The organism is Pyxidicoccus sp. M15 (assembly GCF_056858435.1).
In genome coordinates this window covers 8,380,366-8,397,392 of sequence record NZ_CM166495.1, presented here as the reverse complement: position 1 = coordinate 8,397,392, position 17,027 = coordinate 8,380,366, and the positions used below count along the sequence as shown (strand labels likewise).

General features: G+C 70.5%; 19 protein-coding genes. 14 read left to right on the top strand and 5 right to left on the bottom strand.

Features of this window, described 5'->3' with window-relative positions; all coding sequences use genetic code 11:
- The first annotated feature begins 131 nt into the window (after positions 1-131).
- From ACX9TP_RS30990 to ACX9TP_RS30975, 4 genes are all read left to right on the top strand, one after another.
- Positions 132-1,679, top strand: coding sequence for a SulP family inorganic anion transporter (locus ACX9TP_RS30990; RefSeq protein ID WP_482974238.1), 1,548 nt, complete (start codon positions 132-134; stop codon positions 1,677-1,679).
- Entirely contained in the window at positions 1,676-2,437 is a 762-nt protein-coding gene (locus tag ACX9TP_RS30985; protein WP_482974237.1) for a carbonic anhydrase, read from the top strand. The genes ACX9TP_RS30990 and ACX9TP_RS30985 overlap by 4 nt, the downstream gene beginning before the upstream one ends.
- 96 nt (positions 2,438-2,533) lie before the next feature.
- Positions 2,534-3,376: a sulfite exporter TauE/SafE family protein gene (locus ACX9TP_RS30980; RefSeq protein WP_482974236.1), complete on the top strand. Its 843-nt coding sequence runs from the start codon at positions 2,534-2,536 to the stop codon at positions 3,374-3,376.
- The gene (locus tag ACX9TP_RS30975) at positions 3,373-3,831 is read left to right on the top strand and encodes a DUF1634 domain-containing protein (protein ID WP_482974235.1); all 459 of its coding nucleotides are present in this window, start codon (positions 3,373-3,375) and stop codon (positions 3,829-3,831) included. The genes ACX9TP_RS30980 and ACX9TP_RS30975 overlap by 4 nt, the downstream gene beginning before the upstream one ends.
- A gap of 7 nt (positions 3,832-3,838) precedes the next feature.
- Here ACX9TP_RS30975 and ACX9TP_RS30970 read toward each other — a convergent pair whose 3' ends face one another.
- The 4 genes from ACX9TP_RS30970 to ACX9TP_RS30955 form a co-directional block, all read right to left on the bottom strand.
- On the bottom strand, positions 3,839-4,336 hold the full coding sequence (locus ACX9TP_RS30970; RefSeq protein WP_482974234.1) for a SixA phosphatase family protein: 498 nt from the start codon (positions 4,334-4,336) through the stop codon (positions 3,839-3,841).
- A 123-nt stretch (positions 4,337-4,459) separates the two neighbouring features.
- Positions 4,460-5,404, bottom strand: a complete 945-nt coding sequence (locus tag ACX9TP_RS30965; RefSeq protein ID WP_482974233.1) for a metallophosphoesterase family protein — start codon at positions 5,402-5,404, stop codon at positions 4,460-4,462.
- A gap of 12 nt (positions 5,405-5,416) precedes the next feature.
- On the bottom strand, positions 5,417-6,781 hold the full coding sequence (locus ACX9TP_RS30960; RefSeq protein ID WP_482974232.1) for a sensor histidine kinase: 1,365 nt from the start codon (positions 6,779-6,781) through the stop codon (positions 5,417-5,419).
- A 13-nt stretch (positions 6,782-6,794) separates the two neighbouring features.
- Positions 6,795-7,475, bottom strand: coding sequence for a response regulator (locus ACX9TP_RS30955; protein WP_482974231.1), 681 nt, complete (start codon positions 7,473-7,475; stop codon positions 6,795-6,797).
- 298 nt (positions 7,476-7,773) lie between these two features.
- Here ACX9TP_RS30955 and ACX9TP_RS30950 point away from each other — a divergent pair, with 298 nt between their 5' ends.
- Positions 7,774-8,376 (top strand): YceD family protein, encoded by a 603-nt coding sequence (locus ACX9TP_RS30950; RefSeq protein ID WP_482974230.1) that lies wholly within the window; start codon positions 7,774-7,776, stop codon positions 8,374-8,376.
- Between the two features lie 126 nt (positions 8,377-8,502).
- Here ACX9TP_RS30950 and rpmF read toward each other — a convergent pair whose 3' ends face one another.
- Positions 8,503-8,691 carry a 50S ribosomal protein L32 gene (gene rpmF, locus ACX9TP_RS30945; RefSeq protein ID WP_164001331.1) on the bottom strand — a complete coding sequence of 63 codons (189 nt, stop codon included), beginning with the start codon at positions 8,689-8,691 and terminating at the stop codon, positions 8,503-8,505.
- A gap of 494 nt (positions 8,692-9,185) precedes the next feature.
- Between rpmF and plsX the strand changes: the two genes are divergently transcribed.
- The 9 genes from plsX (at position 9,186) to nrdR (ending at position 17,022) form a co-directional block, all read left to right on the top strand.
- On the top strand, positions 9,186-10,247 hold the full coding sequence (gene plsX, locus ACX9TP_RS30940; RefSeq protein ID WP_482974229.1) for a phosphate acyltransferase PlsX: 1,062 nt from the start codon (positions 9,186-9,188) through the stop codon (positions 10,245-10,247).
- Positions 10,248-10,304: 57 nt separating this feature from the next.
- Positions 10,305-11,294, top strand: a complete 990-nt coding sequence (locus ACX9TP_RS30935; RefSeq protein WP_482974228.1) for a beta-ketoacyl-ACP synthase III — start codon at positions 10,305-10,307, stop codon at positions 11,292-11,294.
- A gap of 52 nt (positions 11,295-11,346) precedes the next feature.
- The gene (gene fabD, locus ACX9TP_RS30930; protein ID WP_482974227.1) at positions 11,347-12,279 is read left to right on the top strand and encodes an ACP S-malonyltransferase; all 933 of its coding nucleotides are present in this window, start codon (positions 11,347-11,349) and stop codon (positions 12,277-12,279) included.
- Between the two features lie 5 nt (positions 12,280-12,284).
- Entirely contained in the window at positions 12,285-13,034 is a 750-nt protein-coding gene (gene fabG / locus ACX9TP_RS30925) for a 3-oxoacyl-[acyl-carrier-protein] reductase (protein ID WP_482974226.1), read from the top strand.
- Positions 13,035-13,139: 105 nt separating this feature from the next.
- A complete protein-coding gene (gene acpP, locus ACX9TP_RS30920) occupies positions 13,140-13,382 on the top strand; it encodes an acyl carrier protein (RefSeq protein WP_164001339.1) in 243 nt (80 codons plus the stop codon).
- 88 nt (positions 13,383-13,470) lie between these two features.
- Positions 13,471-14,730, top strand: a complete 1,260-nt coding sequence (fabF, locus tag ACX9TP_RS30915; protein ID WP_482974225.1) for a beta-ketoacyl-ACP synthase II — start codon at positions 13,471-13,473, stop codon at positions 14,728-14,730.
- 32 nt (positions 14,731-14,762) lie between these two features.
- A complete protein-coding gene (gene rpiB, locus ACX9TP_RS30910; protein WP_482974224.1) occupies positions 14,763-15,206 on the top strand; it encodes a ribose 5-phosphate isomerase B in 444 nt (147 codons plus the stop codon).
- 36 nt (positions 15,207-15,242) lie between these two features.
- On the top strand, positions 15,243-16,499 hold the full coding sequence (gene glyA, locus ACX9TP_RS30905; RefSeq protein WP_482974223.1) for a serine hydroxymethyltransferase: 1,257 nt from the start codon (positions 15,243-15,245) through the stop codon (positions 16,497-16,499).
- A 25-nt stretch (positions 16,500-16,524) separates the two neighbouring features.
- The gene (nrdR, locus tag ACX9TP_RS30900) at positions 16,525-17,022 is read left to right on the top strand and encodes a transcriptional regulator NrdR (RefSeq protein ID WP_482974222.1); all 498 of its coding nucleotides are present in this window, start codon (positions 16,525-16,527) and stop codon (positions 17,020-17,022) included.
- Positions 17,023-17,027 lie beyond the last annotated feature (5 nt).

Here is a 17,027-nt window from a genome sequence, read left to right as displayed (position 1 = left end):
CTTTCATCCCCTCCCCCCCCCCCGCCGGAAGCGTTCCCTCTGACGCGAGGGGCCAACGCGTCGGCACGCATGTTGCGAAGGCCCCCGGGCACTGTGTGCGCCAGGTCATGGCGCCTGCTCGTGGAGGTGTGATGGTGGAGTTGAAAAGTCCTGGGACCGGGGCATCCGCGTGGAAGTCGCTCGGCGCGGACCTGCCTGCCTCCCTGGTGGTCTTCCTAGTAGCCCTGCCCCTGTGCATGGGCATCGCGCTCGCGTCGGGCGCGCCCATCATCTCCGGCCTGATTGCCGGCGTGGTGGGAGGGCTGGTGGTCGGGTTGTTCGGTGGCGCGCCGCTCCAGGTGAGCGGGCCCGCGGCCGGGCTGGCGGTGATGGTCTTCGGTTTCATCCAGACGCTGGGGCTGACGACGACGTTTGCCGTCGTCGCGGCGGCCGGGGTGCTGCAGATGATCCTGGGCGGGCTGAAGGTGGCGCGCACGGCGCTGGCCATCTCCCCGGCCGTCATCCACGGCATGCTGGCGGGTATCGGCATCCTCATCGTCCTGGGACAGGTGCACATCGTCCTGGGCGGCGCGCCGCAGTCCAACGCGTGGCAGAACCTGAAGGAGCTGCCGGGGCAGCTGGCGGACGTGCACGGCCCCGCGGCGATGCTGGGCCTGCTCACCATCGGTCTGCTGGTGGCGTGGCAGGTGATGCCGGTGAAGCGGCTGAAGGCGGTGCCCGGCCCGCTGGTGGCCGTGGTGGGCGCCACGGTGGTGGCGGCGCTGTGGGGCGCGGACGTGACGCGCGTGCAGCTGCCGGAGAACCTGCTGAGCAACTTCCAGCTCCCGTCGCTGCCCGAGGGCAACTGGGGTGCGTTCGTGGCGGCCGTCCTGTCGCTGGCGCTGGTGGCCAGCGCCGAGTCGCTGCTGTGCGCGGTGGCCACGGACAAGATGCACTCGGGGCCGCGCGCCAACCTGGACAAGGAGCTGTTCGCGCAGGGGATGGCGAACACGGTGTCCGGCCTCGTCGGCGGGCTGCCCATCTCCGGCGTCATCGTGCGCAGCGCGGCGAACATCGGCGCCGGCGCGAAGACGCGGATGTCGGGCTTCATGCACGGCGTGTGGCTGCTGCTCTTCGTCACGATGCTGGGCGCCGTCGCGGGCCTGGTGCCCCTGACGGTGCTGGCCGGCCTGCTCGTGGTGGTCGGCGTGAAGCTGGTGAACGTGGACCACATCCGCGAGCTGCACCACCGCGGAGAGCTGCCCGTCTACCTCGTCACCGTGGCGGGCGTCGTCGGCATCAACCTGCTGGCGGGCATCGGCCTGGGGCTGCTCGTGGCGATTCTGCGGCTGTTGTGGCACCTGGGCAGCGTCCGCGTGAATGTGCGCAAGCACGGCGAGACGTACCAGGTCAGCGTGTCGGGCGCGCTCACCTTCGTGGGCGTGCCGAAGCTGTCCACGGCGCTGGCGCAGGTGCCCACCGGCGCGCGGGTGGAGTTGGACCTGGCGCTGGAGACGCTGGACCATTCGGGGCACGAGGCCCTGGCGAGCTGGTGTGCCACGCACCGCAAGACGGGCGGCAGCGTGAGTGGTGAGTCGTTGGAAGACATCTGGACCCACAAGGGCACCCGCAAGTCAGCCACCGCGGCCCTGGCCGAGCGGGTCTCTTCGAACAATCTCGTTTCTGGAGGTGCACAGTGAAGAAGCTCATCCGTGGTCTGCTGGACTTCCAGCACAACGCCCGTCCGGGTTACCGCGACGTCTTCGCGAAGCTGGCCCTGGGCCAGTACCCTGACTGTCTCTTCATCTCCTGCGCGGACAGCCGCGTGGTGCCGAACCTGTTCGTGTCCACGGACCCGGGAGACCTGTTCGTGGTCCGCAACGTGGGCAACCTGGTGCCGCCCTCGGACGCCGAAGGCCACTCCACGGGAGACCAGTCCGAGCCCGCGGCGCTGGAGTTCTCGCTGAAGCACCTGCCGGTGGAGGACGTGGTCGTCTGCGGCCACTCGAGCTGCGGCGCGATGAAGGCCATCCTGGCGGGGGGCGTGGGGCCGGAGACGCCCAACCTGGCCCACTGGCTCAAGCACGGCGAGGCCTCGCTGCGCGCGCTGCGCGCCGGGAGCCCGGTGGGCGAGGGGCTGCCGGAGCATGACCGGCTCTCGCAGCTCAACGTCCTGCAGCAGCTGGAGCACATCAGGACGTACCCGGTGGTGAAGGAGCGGCTCGCGGCGGGCACGCTCCGGCTGCATGCCTGGTGGTTCGACATCGCCCATGCCCAGGTCCACGCCTGGCGCCCCACGCAGGGCCGCTTCGTCGCCATGGACGAGCTGGTGGGTGAGGCGCTGCTGCGGGAGCTGGGCGGCAGCCTGTCCACGACGGACGACGAGGCCTCCGCGAATGACGCCACGGGGCTGAGTGTCGGGGCGTCCCAGTTGCTCGCCGTCGCCAACGGGCGCTGACGCAAGCGAGCAGGCAGGCTCGAGGGGGCGGCGCGAAAGGCGCCGTCCTCTTGTTGGAAAAAGGGCGCGAGCGAGGAAGGATGCGCTCGCGCTCCGATGACTCCCTTCCTCTTCACGCTCGTCGTCCTCTGCTTCTCCGTGGGCGCGGGACTGCTGGGCTCGCTGCTGGGCATTGGCGGCGGGCTCATCCTGATTCCCGTCCTCACGCTGTGGCTGAAGGTGGACATCCGCTACGCGGTGGGAGCGTCCATCGTCTCCGTCATCGCCACCTCCAGCGGCGCGGCGGCGGCGTACGTGCGCGACCGGATGGCCAACATGCGGGTGGCCATGTTCCTGGAGCTGGCCACCACGGCGGGCGCGCTCACCGGCGCGTACATGGCCGGCCTCGTCGCGGGGCGCGTGGTGTACCTCATCTTCGGCGCCGTCATGGCGTACTCGGCGCTGGCCATGCTCCGGCGGATGCGGGCGCATGAGGAGACGCCGGTGCCCGCGGATGCGCTGGCGGACCGGCTGGCGCTGCACGGCAGCTACTGGGACGAGGCCTCCGGGCGCGAGGTGCCCTACCGCGTCACCCGGCCGCTGCTGGGGCTGGGGCTGATGTACGTGGCGGGCACGGTGAGCGGGCTTTTGGGCATCGGCTCGGGGGCGCTGAAGGTGCCGGCCATGGACCTGGCCATGCGGCTGCCGCTGAAGGTGTCCACCGCCACCAGCAACTTCATGATTGGCGTGACGGCGGCGGCCAGCGCGGGCGTCTACTTCGCGCGAGGCTACATCGACCCGTTCATCGCCGGGCCGGTGTGCGTGGGCGTCACGCTGGGCGCGTGGCTGGGCTCGCGCCACCTGATGTCGCGGGTGAACAGCACCTGGCTGCGCGGGCTCTTCGTCGTGCTGCTGCTGTGGGTGGCGTACGAGATGCTGCACAAGGGGTGGGTGTCATGAGCGAGGGGCCGGAAGCTCCGAGGCGGGGGGAGCCGCAGGTCGTCACCACCGCGCTGGAGGTGGAGACCGAGCAGGTGCCGCTCGTCCCGGAGCTGCTCATCAGTGACTTGCTGCGCTACGGCGTGCTGGCCAGCCTGACGCTGGTGACGCTGGGCACGCTGGTGACCTTCCTGCGCCACCCGGACTACCTCGTCTCGTCGGAGGCCCTGCAGCGGCTCACCGCGCCGCACCCGGTACCGCACGGCCTGTCGGACGTGGTGGCCGGGGCCATGGCGGCGCGCGGGCAGTCCTTCGTCATGTCCGGGCTGCTGGTGATGATGGCGGTGCCGGTGATGCGCGTGGCGCTGTCGCTGCTCATCTTCCGGCAGCAGCGGGACACGCGCTACGTGGCCATCACCACCGCGGTGCTGGCCCTGCTCGTGCTGTCCTTCATCCTGGGCGCGGCGGAGGGCTGAGGGCGCTTCAGCGCCTGTCGCCGGGGCGCCGCACCGGCCGGCCCGGCGTGGCCCACCACGCGAGGGTGAAGCCCTTGTCTGAGAGGGGCCGCAGGGCCAGGGCGGCGCCCTTGCGCAGCTTGTCCGGCAAGGGCTCTCCGTCGAGCGCGAGGGTGGCCGCGCGCTCCAGCGAGGGGTTGTGGCCCACCAGCGCCCAGCCCGGCCCCAGGTGGCGCGCCAGCTTGAGGATGCGCTTGTGCGCGCCATGCCCGGGCACCAGCGCGGGGTGCACCTCCACGCTGGACAGGCCGAAGGCCTCGCAGAGCAGCTCCGCCGTCTGCACCGCGCGCACCAGCGGGCTGGTGACGATGCCCGTCAGCGGCGTGAGGCGCGCCAGCTTGCGCGCATGGTGGCGGAAGGCCGCGCGGCCCTCGGAGGTGAGGGCGCGGGCCTCGTCGCCCAGCTCGTGCGAGTCCTCCGCCACGGCGTGACGGACCAGCAGCAGCGGCAGCTCTCGGGGTGACATGGCGGCGGTGAATCACACCGCCCGGGCCCGCGCGCAAGCAACGGCACTGCGACATTCGCGCCCGCGCGTCCCCGAGCGTGGCTGTCTGAACACCCGGGCTGCCTCCGCGGGAGGGGCGGGGGCTCAGCCCTCCATGTCGTTGAGGATGTCCAGCGGCAGCGGGGTGGCGTCCGTCACGGTGCCGTCCATGTCCGCGGGCAGGGTGCCGGGGTCCACGTCCGGCGGGGCCCGGCCGTCGAGCGGCGTGGCCAGGTTGCGCGCGACGGCGCCGGGCGGCGGGCGGAGCACGGGGCCCGGCGGGGGCAGGCCGGAGTGGCGGCGCGCGGCCTCCAGCAGGGCGTTGTGGTGGCGGTAGCGCGCTTCCACGAGCTTGTGGATGAGCAGCGGGCCGCCGGGCACGCGGCGCGCGGTGAGGGCCTGGGTGGCCTTGCGCACCGGGTAGCGCACGCGGCGGATCTGCACCCGCCAGCCCTTGGGCGTGAAGGTGAAGACGCCGTAGGCGGGACGGAGGTCTCCGTCACGCGGAATGCCCGCGCTGGCCACGTCGGCGATGAGCATCCGCCCCACGCGGCGGCGGTAGGGGAAGTGCAGGTGCCCGAAGGCGCACGCGGCCGCGTCCAGGTGGTTGAAGAAGCGGCGCACCGCCACGTCGTCCAGCGTGGGGTCCAGCGACTCCTCGAGGTTGCGCGGGTTGGCGTGACAGACGAAGAGGTCCTGTCCCTTGCGCGGCGTGTAGCGCACGGAGAAGGGGAGGGCGCCCAGCTTCTGCAGCAGCTCTCCGCCGAGCTGGTCTCTCGTCCAGCGCAACAGCTCCGTCTTCCAGTGGTCCCGCTCGCGGTAGGCCCCACCCAGGTAGTTGCCCGCCAGGTAGCAGTCGGTGTTGCCCATCAGCACCGAGTCGCAGCGGTCGAAGAGCAGGTCCACCGTCTCGCGCGGGTGCGCGCCGCGCAGCGCGAGGTCTCCGGCCGCGACGATGTAGTCGGGCGCTACCGAGCGCGTGATGTCCTCGAGGACAGCCTCGCAGGCAGGAAGATTGCCGTGGATGTCCGCGAGGATGGCGACCCGCATGGTCGCCCCATCCTAGCCGGTCGCAGCCTTGGAGGGAGCGGCCCGGGGAAGAAAAATGGTGAAGGTGCTGCCCTCGTTGGGCTGGCTCTCCACCCGGACCTCCCCACCCATGGCCTGCAGCAGGTGCTTGACGATGGAGAGGCCCAGGCCGGTGCCGCCCATGTCGCGGCTGCGCCCCTTGTCCACCCGGTAGAAGCGCTCGAAGATGCGGGACAGGTGCCGGGGCTCGATTCCCAGCCCGGTGTCCTTCACTCGCACCACGCAGCGGTCTTCCTCACACGCACCGTATACGTCCACCCGTCCCCCGGACGGCGTGTACTTCACCGCGTTGTCCAGGAGGTTGAGGAGCACCTGCTCCACCGCGCGCGGGTCTCCCAGGGCTCGCAGCTCCGCCGGGACGTGGAGTGAAACCCGCTGCGACTTGCCCTCGGCCTTGGGACGCACCGTGTCGGCGGCGCGGGCGGCGGCCTCGGCCAGCGTCACCTCGGTGAGCGTCAGGCGCACCTCGCGCGACTCCAGGCGGGACAGCTCCAGCAAGTCTTCCACCAGCTCGGAGAGGCGCTCGGACTGGCGGTGGATGATTTCCACCATCTTCGGCGCCATGACGGCGTCGTGCAGCGCGCCGCCCTGGAGCGTCTCCGCGTAGCCGCGGATGGCGGTAATCGGCGTGCGCAGCTCGTGGGAGACGTTGGCCACGAAGTCCTTGCGCACCTTCTCCAGGTGCCGCAGCTCGGTGATGTCGTGGAAGACGGCGGCGCTGCCCGGCAAGTCACGGCCCAGCGGCGTCACCCGGACGGACAGCGTGCGGGGGAACAGGGCCTCGAGCTCCAGCTCGAGCCGCGTGGAGGCGCCCTCGCGGCAGGCGCGCATCACCGCGTCATGGAGCACGTCGTTGCGCAGCAGCGCCAGCGGGCGCTGGCCGATGAGCTCTCCGGAGGTGCTGGGCTGGAGGATGTCGCGGAGCGCGTCGTTGTGGCGCACCACGGTGCCATCCGCGTCCGTCACCCAGATGCCCTCGGCCATGCCGTCCAGCACGGCGGTGAGGGTGCGGGCCTCCTGGGTGAGCCGCGTGTTCTGCGCGGACAGCCGGGTGTGGAGCGAGTCGATGGCGCCCTCCAGGTTGGCCACCTCCTCCAGCTGGTCCGGGTCCGACACGGGGGCGGGGAGCGCGCCCTCGGCGCGGCCTCGGGTGTGGAGGGCCAGCGTGTCCAGCTGTCGCTGCAGGGCCCCCCGGCTGACGCCCAGGGCCATGAGGGAGCCGGCCAGCGTGACGAGCGCCGCGGCCAGCGCGCCGCCGGGCGTGTCCAGCACGGCGACGAGCACCGCCACCACGAGGGCCGGCAAGAGCAGCGGGAGGAGGATGGCGCGCACGGGCATGGGCGTCCTGGCCCTACGGCGGGCTGAGCTTGTAGCCCACGCCGCGCACCGTCTCGATGATGTCGCCCGCGGGGCCCAGCTTCTCGCGCAGCCGCTTGATGTGCGTGTCCACGGTGCGGGTGTGGATTTCGGCCTGGATGCCCCAGACGTCGGACAGGAGCACCTCGCGCGTCTGCACGCGGTCGCTGCGCTCCAGCAGGGTGCGCAGCAGGCGGAACTCCAGGGCGGTGAGCACCACCTCCGCGTCCTTCACGCGCACCTGGTGGCGCGAGGTGTCCAGGGCGATGTCGCCGGAGGTCAGCACCGCCGCCGGGCCTTCCTCCGCGTCCCCGCGGCGCAGCACCGCCTTGACGCGCAGGAGCAGCTCGCGGACGGAGAAGGGCTTCACCACGTAGTCGTCCGCGCCCAGCTCCAGGCCCTGCACGCGGTCCGACTCCTGGCCCTTCGCGCTGACGATGATGACGGACGTCTTGCGCAGCTCCGAGTCCCCCTTGAGCATGCGCAGCACCTCGCTGCCCGCGATGTCCGGCAGCATCAGGTCCAGCAGCACCAGGTCCGGAGGCTGCGCGCGCGCCCTGGACAGGCCACCCGCGCCGGTGTTCGCTGTCTCCGTCTCGAAGCCGGCGGCGCGGAGGTTGTATTCGACGAGTCCGGCGAGGTCCTGCTCGTCCTCGATGATCAGGATGCGCGACATGAGGTCCTCTCGAAGCTTCTGGCGGGCCGCGAGCAGGCGGCCTGGCGGCCGAGGGGACGGCTGTCCCCCGGAAGGGTTTCTCCGGCCCGCCTCGCGAAAGGGACAACCCCCGCGCGACACCCGCCCTGCCCGTGCATCAAACCGGCTCCATCAAAGCGTTATCTGAAGAATCCACGAAGGGCTCGCCACAGGGGGTGACGGTGGCGTGACATTCTCGTGGCGGAGTTGGACAAGGTCGTGTTGACCGGGGAGGGGCCGCCCTCTATGTTGCCCGCCCTCTTTTGCCTGAAAGTCGTAAATGCTCGTAAAGATTGAACAAATCAAGGAGACGGGGCTTCAGCTCAACGAGCCCATCGGTCTCGGCCTGCTCGGCGAGGCGCTGGGCGGCGGCGAGTCCGGCGAGGACACCGGCTTCCGTGCCGCGGGCCCGTCCACCCTCAAGGCGTCGCTGCGCAAGGTGAGCGGCGGCGTGCTGCTGGAGGGACAATTCACGGCGAACGTCACCAGCCAGTGCAAGCGCTGCCTGGGCGACGTGGAGCTGAAGGTGCCGGTGGCCTTCACCCTCAACCTGGTGCCCAAGGCGCTCGTCCACGGGGACGACTACCTGAAGGACGACGAGTCCCTCATGGAGAAGAAGGAGCGCAGCCAGGGGGAGACGGGGGGCTCTTTCGAGCTGGACGACGCGGACCAGGAGGTCTTCGACGGGAAGGTCATCGACCTGGACCCCATCGTCCGGGAGCAGCTGCTGCTGGCCCTGCCGCTGACCATCGTCTGCCGCGAGGACTGCAAGGGCCTGTGTCCCCAGTGCGGCATCAACCGCAACGACGCGACGTGCTCGTGCGAGACGAAGCCGGTGGACCCGCGCCTGGCACCGCTGAAGAACATCAAGCTGGGCAACTGACGCGACGCCGGCCGCGCGAAGGCGCGCGGCCGGGCGGCGAAACGACGAGGGCCGCGACCTCCAGAAGGAGGCGCGGCCCTTGTTGCTACCGGCGCTCGTAGGAAGGGCGCCGTCCGGGCGGGAGTCTCAGCTCCCAGCGGAGGGCTGCACTTCACGGCCCTTGTACTGGCCGCAGGCGCTGCAGGCGCGGTGAGGCATCACCGGCTCCTTGCAGTTGGGGCACTTGGACACCTGCACGGCGACGCGCAGGTTGCTGTTGGCCGCGCGGCGGCGGTCGCGACGCATCTTGGAAGTACGCTTCTTGGGGACACCCACGGCTCACCTCTATATCGACGCCGACCCGGGGTTGATGCCGGCCGGACCGGTTCAGTCAAAATGTCTCAAGCGCTGTGCCGGGGTCCCCGGCGTCCTGCGCAACACTCATCTGGACAACACCGGGCTGAAGCGGTTGCTCGAAGGCTCCCGTACTCCATGTCCGGCTTCGGAAGGCGGCGGACCCTAGCGGCTCACAGGCCCCGAGTCAATGCGACTGCGCGACCCGGAAAGACTTCTCCCACCCTCCACCTCCCACCCGCTCTACCTCCAACCCGCGCCGGGAGACAACGCCCGGTCGGCCGGGCCCATTTCTCCGGCTTCTGACAGGGATGGCCGGCCCTGCGGGGAGCCTGGCGGGCAGGGCAGCCAGTCGTTGCCCGCCTGGGGGCTTCCTGGTGTGCTGCGCCGTCGCCCTGGCCCCCCACTCCCAGGGCTCGTCATGAAAGCCTCGGAACCCCTCTTATGGAGCACAGGCACACACGCGGATGGCGGGCATGAGGCTGGTGCTGGATGCCATGGGCGGCGATCACGCCCCCGCCGCCCCGGTGGAGGGGGCGCTCCTCTTCGCCAGGGCCCACCCCGACCACCAGGTGCTGCTGGTGGGAGACCAGGCGCGGGTGGCCCCGCTGCTCGCGCGCGGCCGGCCGCCGTCCAACCTCCAGGTGCACCATGCCTCGGAGGTGGTGGAGATGGACGACCACGCCTCCGCGGCCTTCCGCAAGAAGCGGGACTCGTCCCTGCGCGTGGGCTTCGACCTGGTGCGTGAGGGCAGGGCGGACGCGCTGGTGTCCGCGGGCAACTCCGGCGCCGTCATGGCGGGCGGGCTCCTGACGCTGGGGCGGCTGCCCGGGGTGGAGCGGCCGGCCATCGCCGCGCTCTTCCCGGCCCTCAAGGGGGGCGGCCGCTGCCTGCTCCTGGACGCCGGCGCCAACGTGGACTGCCGCCCGTCCCACCTGGCCCAGTTCGCCGTCATGGGCGAGGCGTACGTGCGCGCCCGCCTGGGCGTCTTGCGGCCCCGGGTGGGCGTGCTCTCCAATGGAGAGGAGGCCTCCAAGGGCACGCCGCTCACCCGCGAGGCCAGTGACTTGCTGCGCCGCTCGGACCTGGACTTCGTGGGCTACGTGGAGGGCAAGGACCTGTTCTCCGGCGACGTGCAGGTGGTGGTGACGGACGGCTTCACCGGCAACATCGTCCTCAAGACGTCCGAGGGCGTGGGCATGGGCGTCATCGGCCTCTTGCGCCAGGCGATTGAGAAGCGGGGCGGGCTGCCGGAGAAGCTGGGGGCGCTGCTGCTCCAGCCCGCGCTGGCCGGGCTGCGCCGGGTGGTGGACTACGCCGAGTATGGCGGCGCCCCCCTGCTGGGCATCCAGGGGGTCGGCATCGTCGCGCACGGCCGCTCCACGCCTCGTGCGCTCTACAACGCACTGGGCGCGGCGCTGGCCATGGCCGAGGGCGGACTCCAGGAGGAGCTGACGCGTTGCATTGAGCGGGCCAGTGTCTGGCTTCCTACCCACCAGAAGGGAAAAAAAGCGACAGACGAGGTCGTTTCCGATTAGAGAGCGTGCCCCGGGCGTTGGGTTCCGACGGACGAAATCTCCCTCTGGAGAACCCTCGTGGCATGTACGCAGATCATCGGAACCGGCTCCTACGCCCCCTCCCGGGTCATCACCAACCAGGAGCTGGAGCAGCGCGTCGACACCTCGGACACCTGGATTCGCGAGCGCACCGGCATCCAGGAGCGGCGGCAGGCGGCGCCCGAGGAGGCCACCAGTGACATGGCCGTCCAGGCGGCGCGGCGCGCGCTGGACATGGCGGGGGTGGCCCCGGAGGAGCTGGACCTCATCATCGTGGGAACGATTACGGCGGACATGCCCATGCCTTCGTGCGCGGCCTTCGTGCAGGCGAAGCTGGGCGCGCGGCGGGCCTTCGCCTTCGACGTGGGCGCGGCGTGCGCCGGCTCGCTGTACGCCATGAGCGTGGCGGACCAGTTCGTGCGCTCCGGGCAGGTGCGGCGGGCGCTCGTCATCGGCGCGGAGATGCTCAGCCGGGTGGTGGACTGGGAGGACCGCGACACGTGCGTCCTCTTCGGAGACGGGGCCGGCGCCATGGTGCTGTCGCCGTCCCCCACGCCGGAGGACGGGCGCGGCATCCTCTCCACGCACCTGCACACGGACGGGGCGCTGGCGGAAATCCTCACCATCCCCGGAGGCGGCTCGCGCACGCCCATGACGGAGGAGGCTGTGCGCGCGAAGCTGAACACGCTGCACATGAACGGGCGCGAGGTCTTCAAGTTCGCGGTGCGCGCCCTGGTGGACTCCACGCAGGAGGCGCTGGCCTCGCACGGGCTGGCGCCGGGGCAGGTGGACCACGTCATCGCGCACCAGGCCAATGCTCGCATCCTGGACGCCGCGCTGGAGCGGCTGGAAATTCCGCGAGACAAGTGCTGGCTGAACCTGCACAAGTACGGCAACACGTCGTCGGCCTCGCTGCCCATGACGCTGGACGAGGCGCACCGCGCCGGCAGGCTCCAGCGGGGAGATGTCATCGCGATGATGGCCATCGGCGCGGGCATGACGTGGGGCAGCGCCGTCGTTCGCTGGTAGCGGCGCGGGTAGGGCAACGCAGGAGACAGGAAGCAGGAGGCGGAGACCGCACATGGCGAAGGTCGCGTTCGTGTTCCCCGGGCAGGGCAGCCAGGCCGTGGGGATGGGCAGGGACCTCTACGAGAAGTTCCCCGAGGCCCGGGCCGTCTTCGAGGCCGTGGACGAGGCGCTGGGGGAGAAGCTGTCCACCCTGTGCTTCGAGGGGCCCGATGACGCCTTGAAGCTGACGGCCAACACCCAGCCGGCCATCCTCACCGTGTCGGTGGCGGCGCACGCCGTCTTCTCCAGGCGCGGGCCGGCGGCGGCCTTCATGGCGGGGCACTCGCTGGGCGAGTACTCCGCGCTGGTGGCCGCGGGCGCCATGGCCCTGGGGGACGCGGCGAAGGCGGTGCGCGCGCGCGGCACGTTCATGCAGGAGGCGGTCCCCACCGGCGTGGGCGCCATGGCCGCGGTGCTGGGCCTGGAGCCGCAGAAGGTGAAGGCGGCCTGCGACGCGGCGGCCGAGGGCCAGGTGGTGGCCCCCGCCAACTACAACTCGCCCGAGCAGACGGTCATCGCCGGCAACGCCCAGGCGGTGGAGCGCGCCGGGGTGAAGTGCAAGGAGGCCGGGGCCAAGCGCGTCATGCCGCTGCCGGTGTCCGCCCCCTTCCACTGCGCGCTGATGGACCCGGTGAAGCCGCGGCTGGCCGAAGTGTTGGGCCGTGTGCAGGTCCATGCGCCCGCGGTGCCGGTGGTGACGAACGTGGAGGCCCGCCCCAACGCGGACGCCTCGCGCGTGGTGCCGCTGCTCCTGGAGCAGGTCAGCTCGCCGGTGCGGTGGATTGAGTGCGTGGAGGCGCTGAAGGCCGAGGGCGTCACCCGCGTGGTGGAGCTGGGGCCGGGCAAGGTGCTGTGCGGCCTCATCAAGCGCATCACCAAGGACATCGAGACGTTCAACGTGGAGGACGCCGCGGGCCTGGAGAAGGTCCTCGCGGCGCTGGGGTGAACACCATGAGCGGCTTCAAGGACAAGGTGGTGCTGGTGACGGGTGGCTCGCGCGGCATCGGGCGGGCCGTGGCCGTGGCGTTCGCGAAGGCGGGCGCCTCCACCGTGGTCATCAGCTATGCGGGCAACGAGGCGGCGGCCCAGGAGACGGTGGGCCTCCTCCAGGCGGCCGGCGCGAAGGCGGAGGCCGTGAAGTTCGACGTGGCCGACACCGCCGCGGGCGCGAGCGCCATCGACGGCGTCATCAAGACGCACGGCCGGCTGGACGTGCTCGTCAACAACGCGGGCGTGGCCGTGGACGGCCTCGTCATGCGCGTGAAGGACGAGGACTGGGACAGGCAGCTGGACACCAACCTCAAGGGCGCCTTCGCGCTGATCCGCGCCGCCAGCCGGCCCATGATGAAGCAGCGGGCCGGGGCCATCATCAACATCACCTCCGTGGTGGGGGAGATGGGGAACGGCGGCCAGGCGGCCTACTCGGCCTCCAAAGCAGGGCTCATCGGCCTGACCAAGGCGGTGGCCCGGGAGCTGTCGAGCCGGAACATCCGCGTCAACGCCGTGTCCCCCGGCTTCATCGGGACGGACATGACCTCCCACCTCGGTGACGAGCTGCGGCAGAAGATGCTGGAGGGCATCCCCCTCGGGCGGCTGGGCAACCCGGAGGAGGTCGCCGGGGCCGTGGTGTTCCTGGCTTCGGACGCCGCGTCCTACATCACGGGCGAGGTCCTGAAGGTCAACGGCGGCATGTACATGTAACCCAAGGTTGGATTGCAACCGGGCGTGGGATATACCGCGCCGGCTTTCGATAAGGGCCCGGGAAGCCACCGGGCCGACATCTGGTTCCTGGAGGGTTCTACACTTATGTCGACGTCAGCCATTGAGACCAAGGTCAAGAACATCATCGCCGACCAGCTCGGGGTGGGAGAGGACGAGATCAAGCCCGAGTCGTCCTTCATCGAGGACCTTGGCGCGGACAGCCTCGACATCGTGGAGCTCGTGATGGCGATGGAAGAGGAGTTCGAGGTCGAAATCCCCGACGAGGAAGCCGAGAACATCAAGACCGTCGGCGACGCCATCAACTACATCAACACCCACAAGAAGTAGGCCGCACACCAGGGCGTGCCGGGGTGCGGGGAGACGCCGCGTTGAACGTGGCGTCCCCGGTGTCCCTTGAGCGCCACCGGAGAGGATCGTGTCAGATCGTCGAGTCGTCGTCACCGGTACCGGGCTCATCTCGGCACTGGGCACTGGAACCGAGAAGAACTGGCAGGCGATGCTCGCCGGCAAGTCGGGTATTGCCCTGGTCTCGCGCTTCGACCCGTTGAAAATCGACGCGCGCATCGCCGGCGAGGTGAAGGACTTCGAGCCGGAGCAGTTCATCGACAGGCGCGAGGTGCGCCGGATGGACCTGTATGCCCAGTACGCCCTGGCCGCCGCGGAGATGGCCGTCAAGGAGTCGGGCATCCCCATCGGTCCGGATCAGCCGCACGGCTACGCGCCGGAGAAGGTGGGCGTCATCGTCGGCTCGGGCATCGGTGGCATCTCCTCGCTCGAGGAGCAGCACCGCAAGGGCCTGGAGAAGGGGTTCGACCGGCTGTCGCCCTTCTTCATCATCCAGATGATCGTCAACATGGCGCCCGGCCTCATCTCCATGCGCTACAACTGCAAGGGCCCCAACTGGGCCCCGGTGTCCGCGTGCGCCACCAGCGCCCACGCCATCGGCGAGGCCTGGAAGTCCATCAAGCTGGGCGAGACGGACGCGGCCATCGCCGGCGGCGCCGAGGCGGCCATCACCCCGCTGGGGCTGGGTGGCTTCTCGGTGATGAAGGCGCTGTCCACGCGCAACGATGACCCGTCGGGTGCCAGCCGTCCCTTCGACAAGGACCGTGACGGCTTCGTCATGGGCGAGGGCGCGGGCATGCTGGTGCTCGAGGAGCTGGAGCACGCGAAGAAGCGCGGCGCGAAGATTCTCGCGGAGCTGGTGGGCTACGGGGCCAACTCGGACGCCTACCACGTCACGCAGCCGGCTCCGGAGGGCGAGGGCGCGGCGCGCTGCATGCGGCTGGCGCTCAACTCCGCGAAGATGAACCCGGACGAGGTGGGCTACATCAACGCCCACGGCACCTCCACCCCGTTCAACGACGCGAACGAGACGAAGGCCATCAAGGCGGTGTTCGGCGACCACGCGCGCAAGCTCGCGGTGTCGTCCACCAAGTCCATGACGGGCCACATGCTCGGCGCGGCCGGTGGAGCGGAGGGCGTGGTCAGCGCGCTGGTGCTGTCGCGCAACGTGCTGCCGCCCACCATCAACCAGACGACGCCGGACCCGGACTGCGACCTGGACTACGTGCCGAACACGGCGCGCGAGGCCAAGGTGGACGCGGTGATGAGCAACTCGTTCGGCTTTGGCGGCACCAACGCGGTGCTGCTGTTCAAGCGGTTCCAGGCCTGACGGCCTGGGGCGGCTCCAGGGGAGACACCCGCGTGAGAATCATCCTCGCTTCCGACCACGCGGGACTGGAGCTGCGCCAGGAACTGGTGGCCTTGCTGAACGAGCGGGGCGTGGCCCATGACGACGTGGGCCCCGTCACGCGCGACTCGGTGGACTACCCGGACTTCGCCTCGCGGGTGTCGCGCGCGGTGGCGGGCGGGGAGTACGCGCTGGGCGTGCTGGTGTGTGGCACCGGCATCGGCATGAGCATTGTCGCCAACAAGCACCGGGGCGTGCGCGCGGCCCTGTGCACCACCGAGTTCGAGGCCCGCATGGCGCGGGCCCACAATGACGCCAACGTGCTGTGCCTGGGCCAGCGCGTGGTGGGGGCCGGCGTGGGCCGCGCCATCCTCGAGGCGTTCCTCAGCACCCCCTTCGAGGGCGGCCGCCACGAGCGGCGCGTCCAGAAGATCCGCGAGGCCGAGTCCCAGGGCTAGCGGCCCGCCGTACCCGTTGTCCGAAGGGAATCCGCCATGGAGAACACCCGCACGCTGGCCGACGTGGACCCGGAGATTGCCCGCGTCCTGCGCGAGGAGACGCAGCGTCAGGAGGAGGGGCTGGAGCTCATCGCCTCGGAGAACTTCGTCTCTCCGGCGGTGCTGGAGGCGGTGGGCTCGGTGCTCACCAACAAGTACGCGGAGGGCTACCCCGGCAAGCGCTACTACGGCGGCTGCGAGGTGGTGGACGTCGCGGAGAACCTGGCGCTGTCGCGCGTGAAGGAGCTGTTCGGCGCGGACGCGGCCAACGTGCAGGCGCACTCGGGCAGCCAGGCCAACATGGGCGCCTTCATGGCGCTGATGAAGCCGGGCGACACCATGCTGTCGCTGGACCTCAACTCCGGCGGCCACCTCACGCACGGCGCGGCCTTCAACTTCTCCGGCAAGCTCTACAAGGTCGTCCACTACGGCCTGACGCGCGACACGGAGACCATCGACTTCGCGCAGGTGGAGTCGCTGGCGAAGGAGCACAAGCCCAAGGTCATCGTCGTGGGCGCGAGCGCCTACCCGCGCACGCTCGACTTCGCGAAGTTCCGCGAGATTGCCGACGCGGTGGGCGCGGCGATGCTGGTGGACATGGCGCACATCGCCGGCCTCGTCGCCGCGGGCGTGCACCCGTCGCCGGTGCCCTTCGCGGAAATCGTCACCAGCACCACGCACAAGACGCTGCGCGGCCCGCGCGGCGGCCTGGTGCTCAGCCGCGAGCAGTACGCCAAGAGCATCAACAGCCAGATCTTCCCCGGCATCCAGGGCGGCCCGCTGATGCACGTCATCGCCGGCAAGGCGGTGGCCTTCAAGGAGGCGCTGTCGCCGGAGTTCAAGGCGTACCAGAAGCAGATTGTCGCCAACGCGAAGGCGCTGGCGGAGGCGCTGAAGGGCGCGGGCCTGCGGCTGTGCTCGGGCGGCACGGACAACCACCTGATGCTGGTGGACCTGCGGCCCAAGAAGCTCACCGGCAAGGTGGCCGAGGAGGTGCTCGGCAAGGCCGGCATCACCGTGAACAAGAACATGATTCCGTTCGACCCGGAGAAGCCGATGGTGACGTCCGGCGTCCGGGTGGGCACGCCGGCCATTACGACGCGCGGCATGCGCGAGGCGGAGATGGCGGTGGTGGGGCGGCTCATCGGCGAGGCGCTGGACGCGGCGCAGGACGACGCGGCGCTCTCGCGCATCCGCGGCAAGGTGAAGGAGCTGTCGCAGGGCTTCCCGCTGTACGCCTCGCGGCTGAAGTAGGGGGAGCGCAAGGTACCGCCACCCCATGCGCTGCCCCTTCTGCCAGGACGCCGAGAACAAGGTCATCGACTCTCGCGAGTCGCATGAGGGCTCGGTCATCCGCCGCCGCCGCGAGTGCCTGGCCTGCAAGCGCCGCTTCACCACGTACGAGCGGGTGGAGGAACTCCACCCGCTCATCGTGAAGAAGGACGGGCGGCGCGAGGTCTTCGACCGCGAGAAGATTGTCAGCGGCCTGAAGAAGGCGTGTGAGAAGCGGCCCGTCTCCGCCGACCAGCTGGAGGAGACGGTGGTGGCGATTGAGCGGCAGCTGCAGGGCATGGGCGAGAAGGAAGTCCCCTCGTCCGTCATCGGCGAGGAGGTCATGCGCCGGCTGCGGCAGCTGGATGAGGTGGCGTACGTCCGCTTCGCGTCCGTGTACCGGAGCTTCCGCGACATCGCGGAGTTCATGGACGAGCTGAAGCAACTGCGCGAATCCGAGGAGCACGAGCGCAAGGCGAAGGCGCCGCCGGGGACGGACGGTTAAAGAGG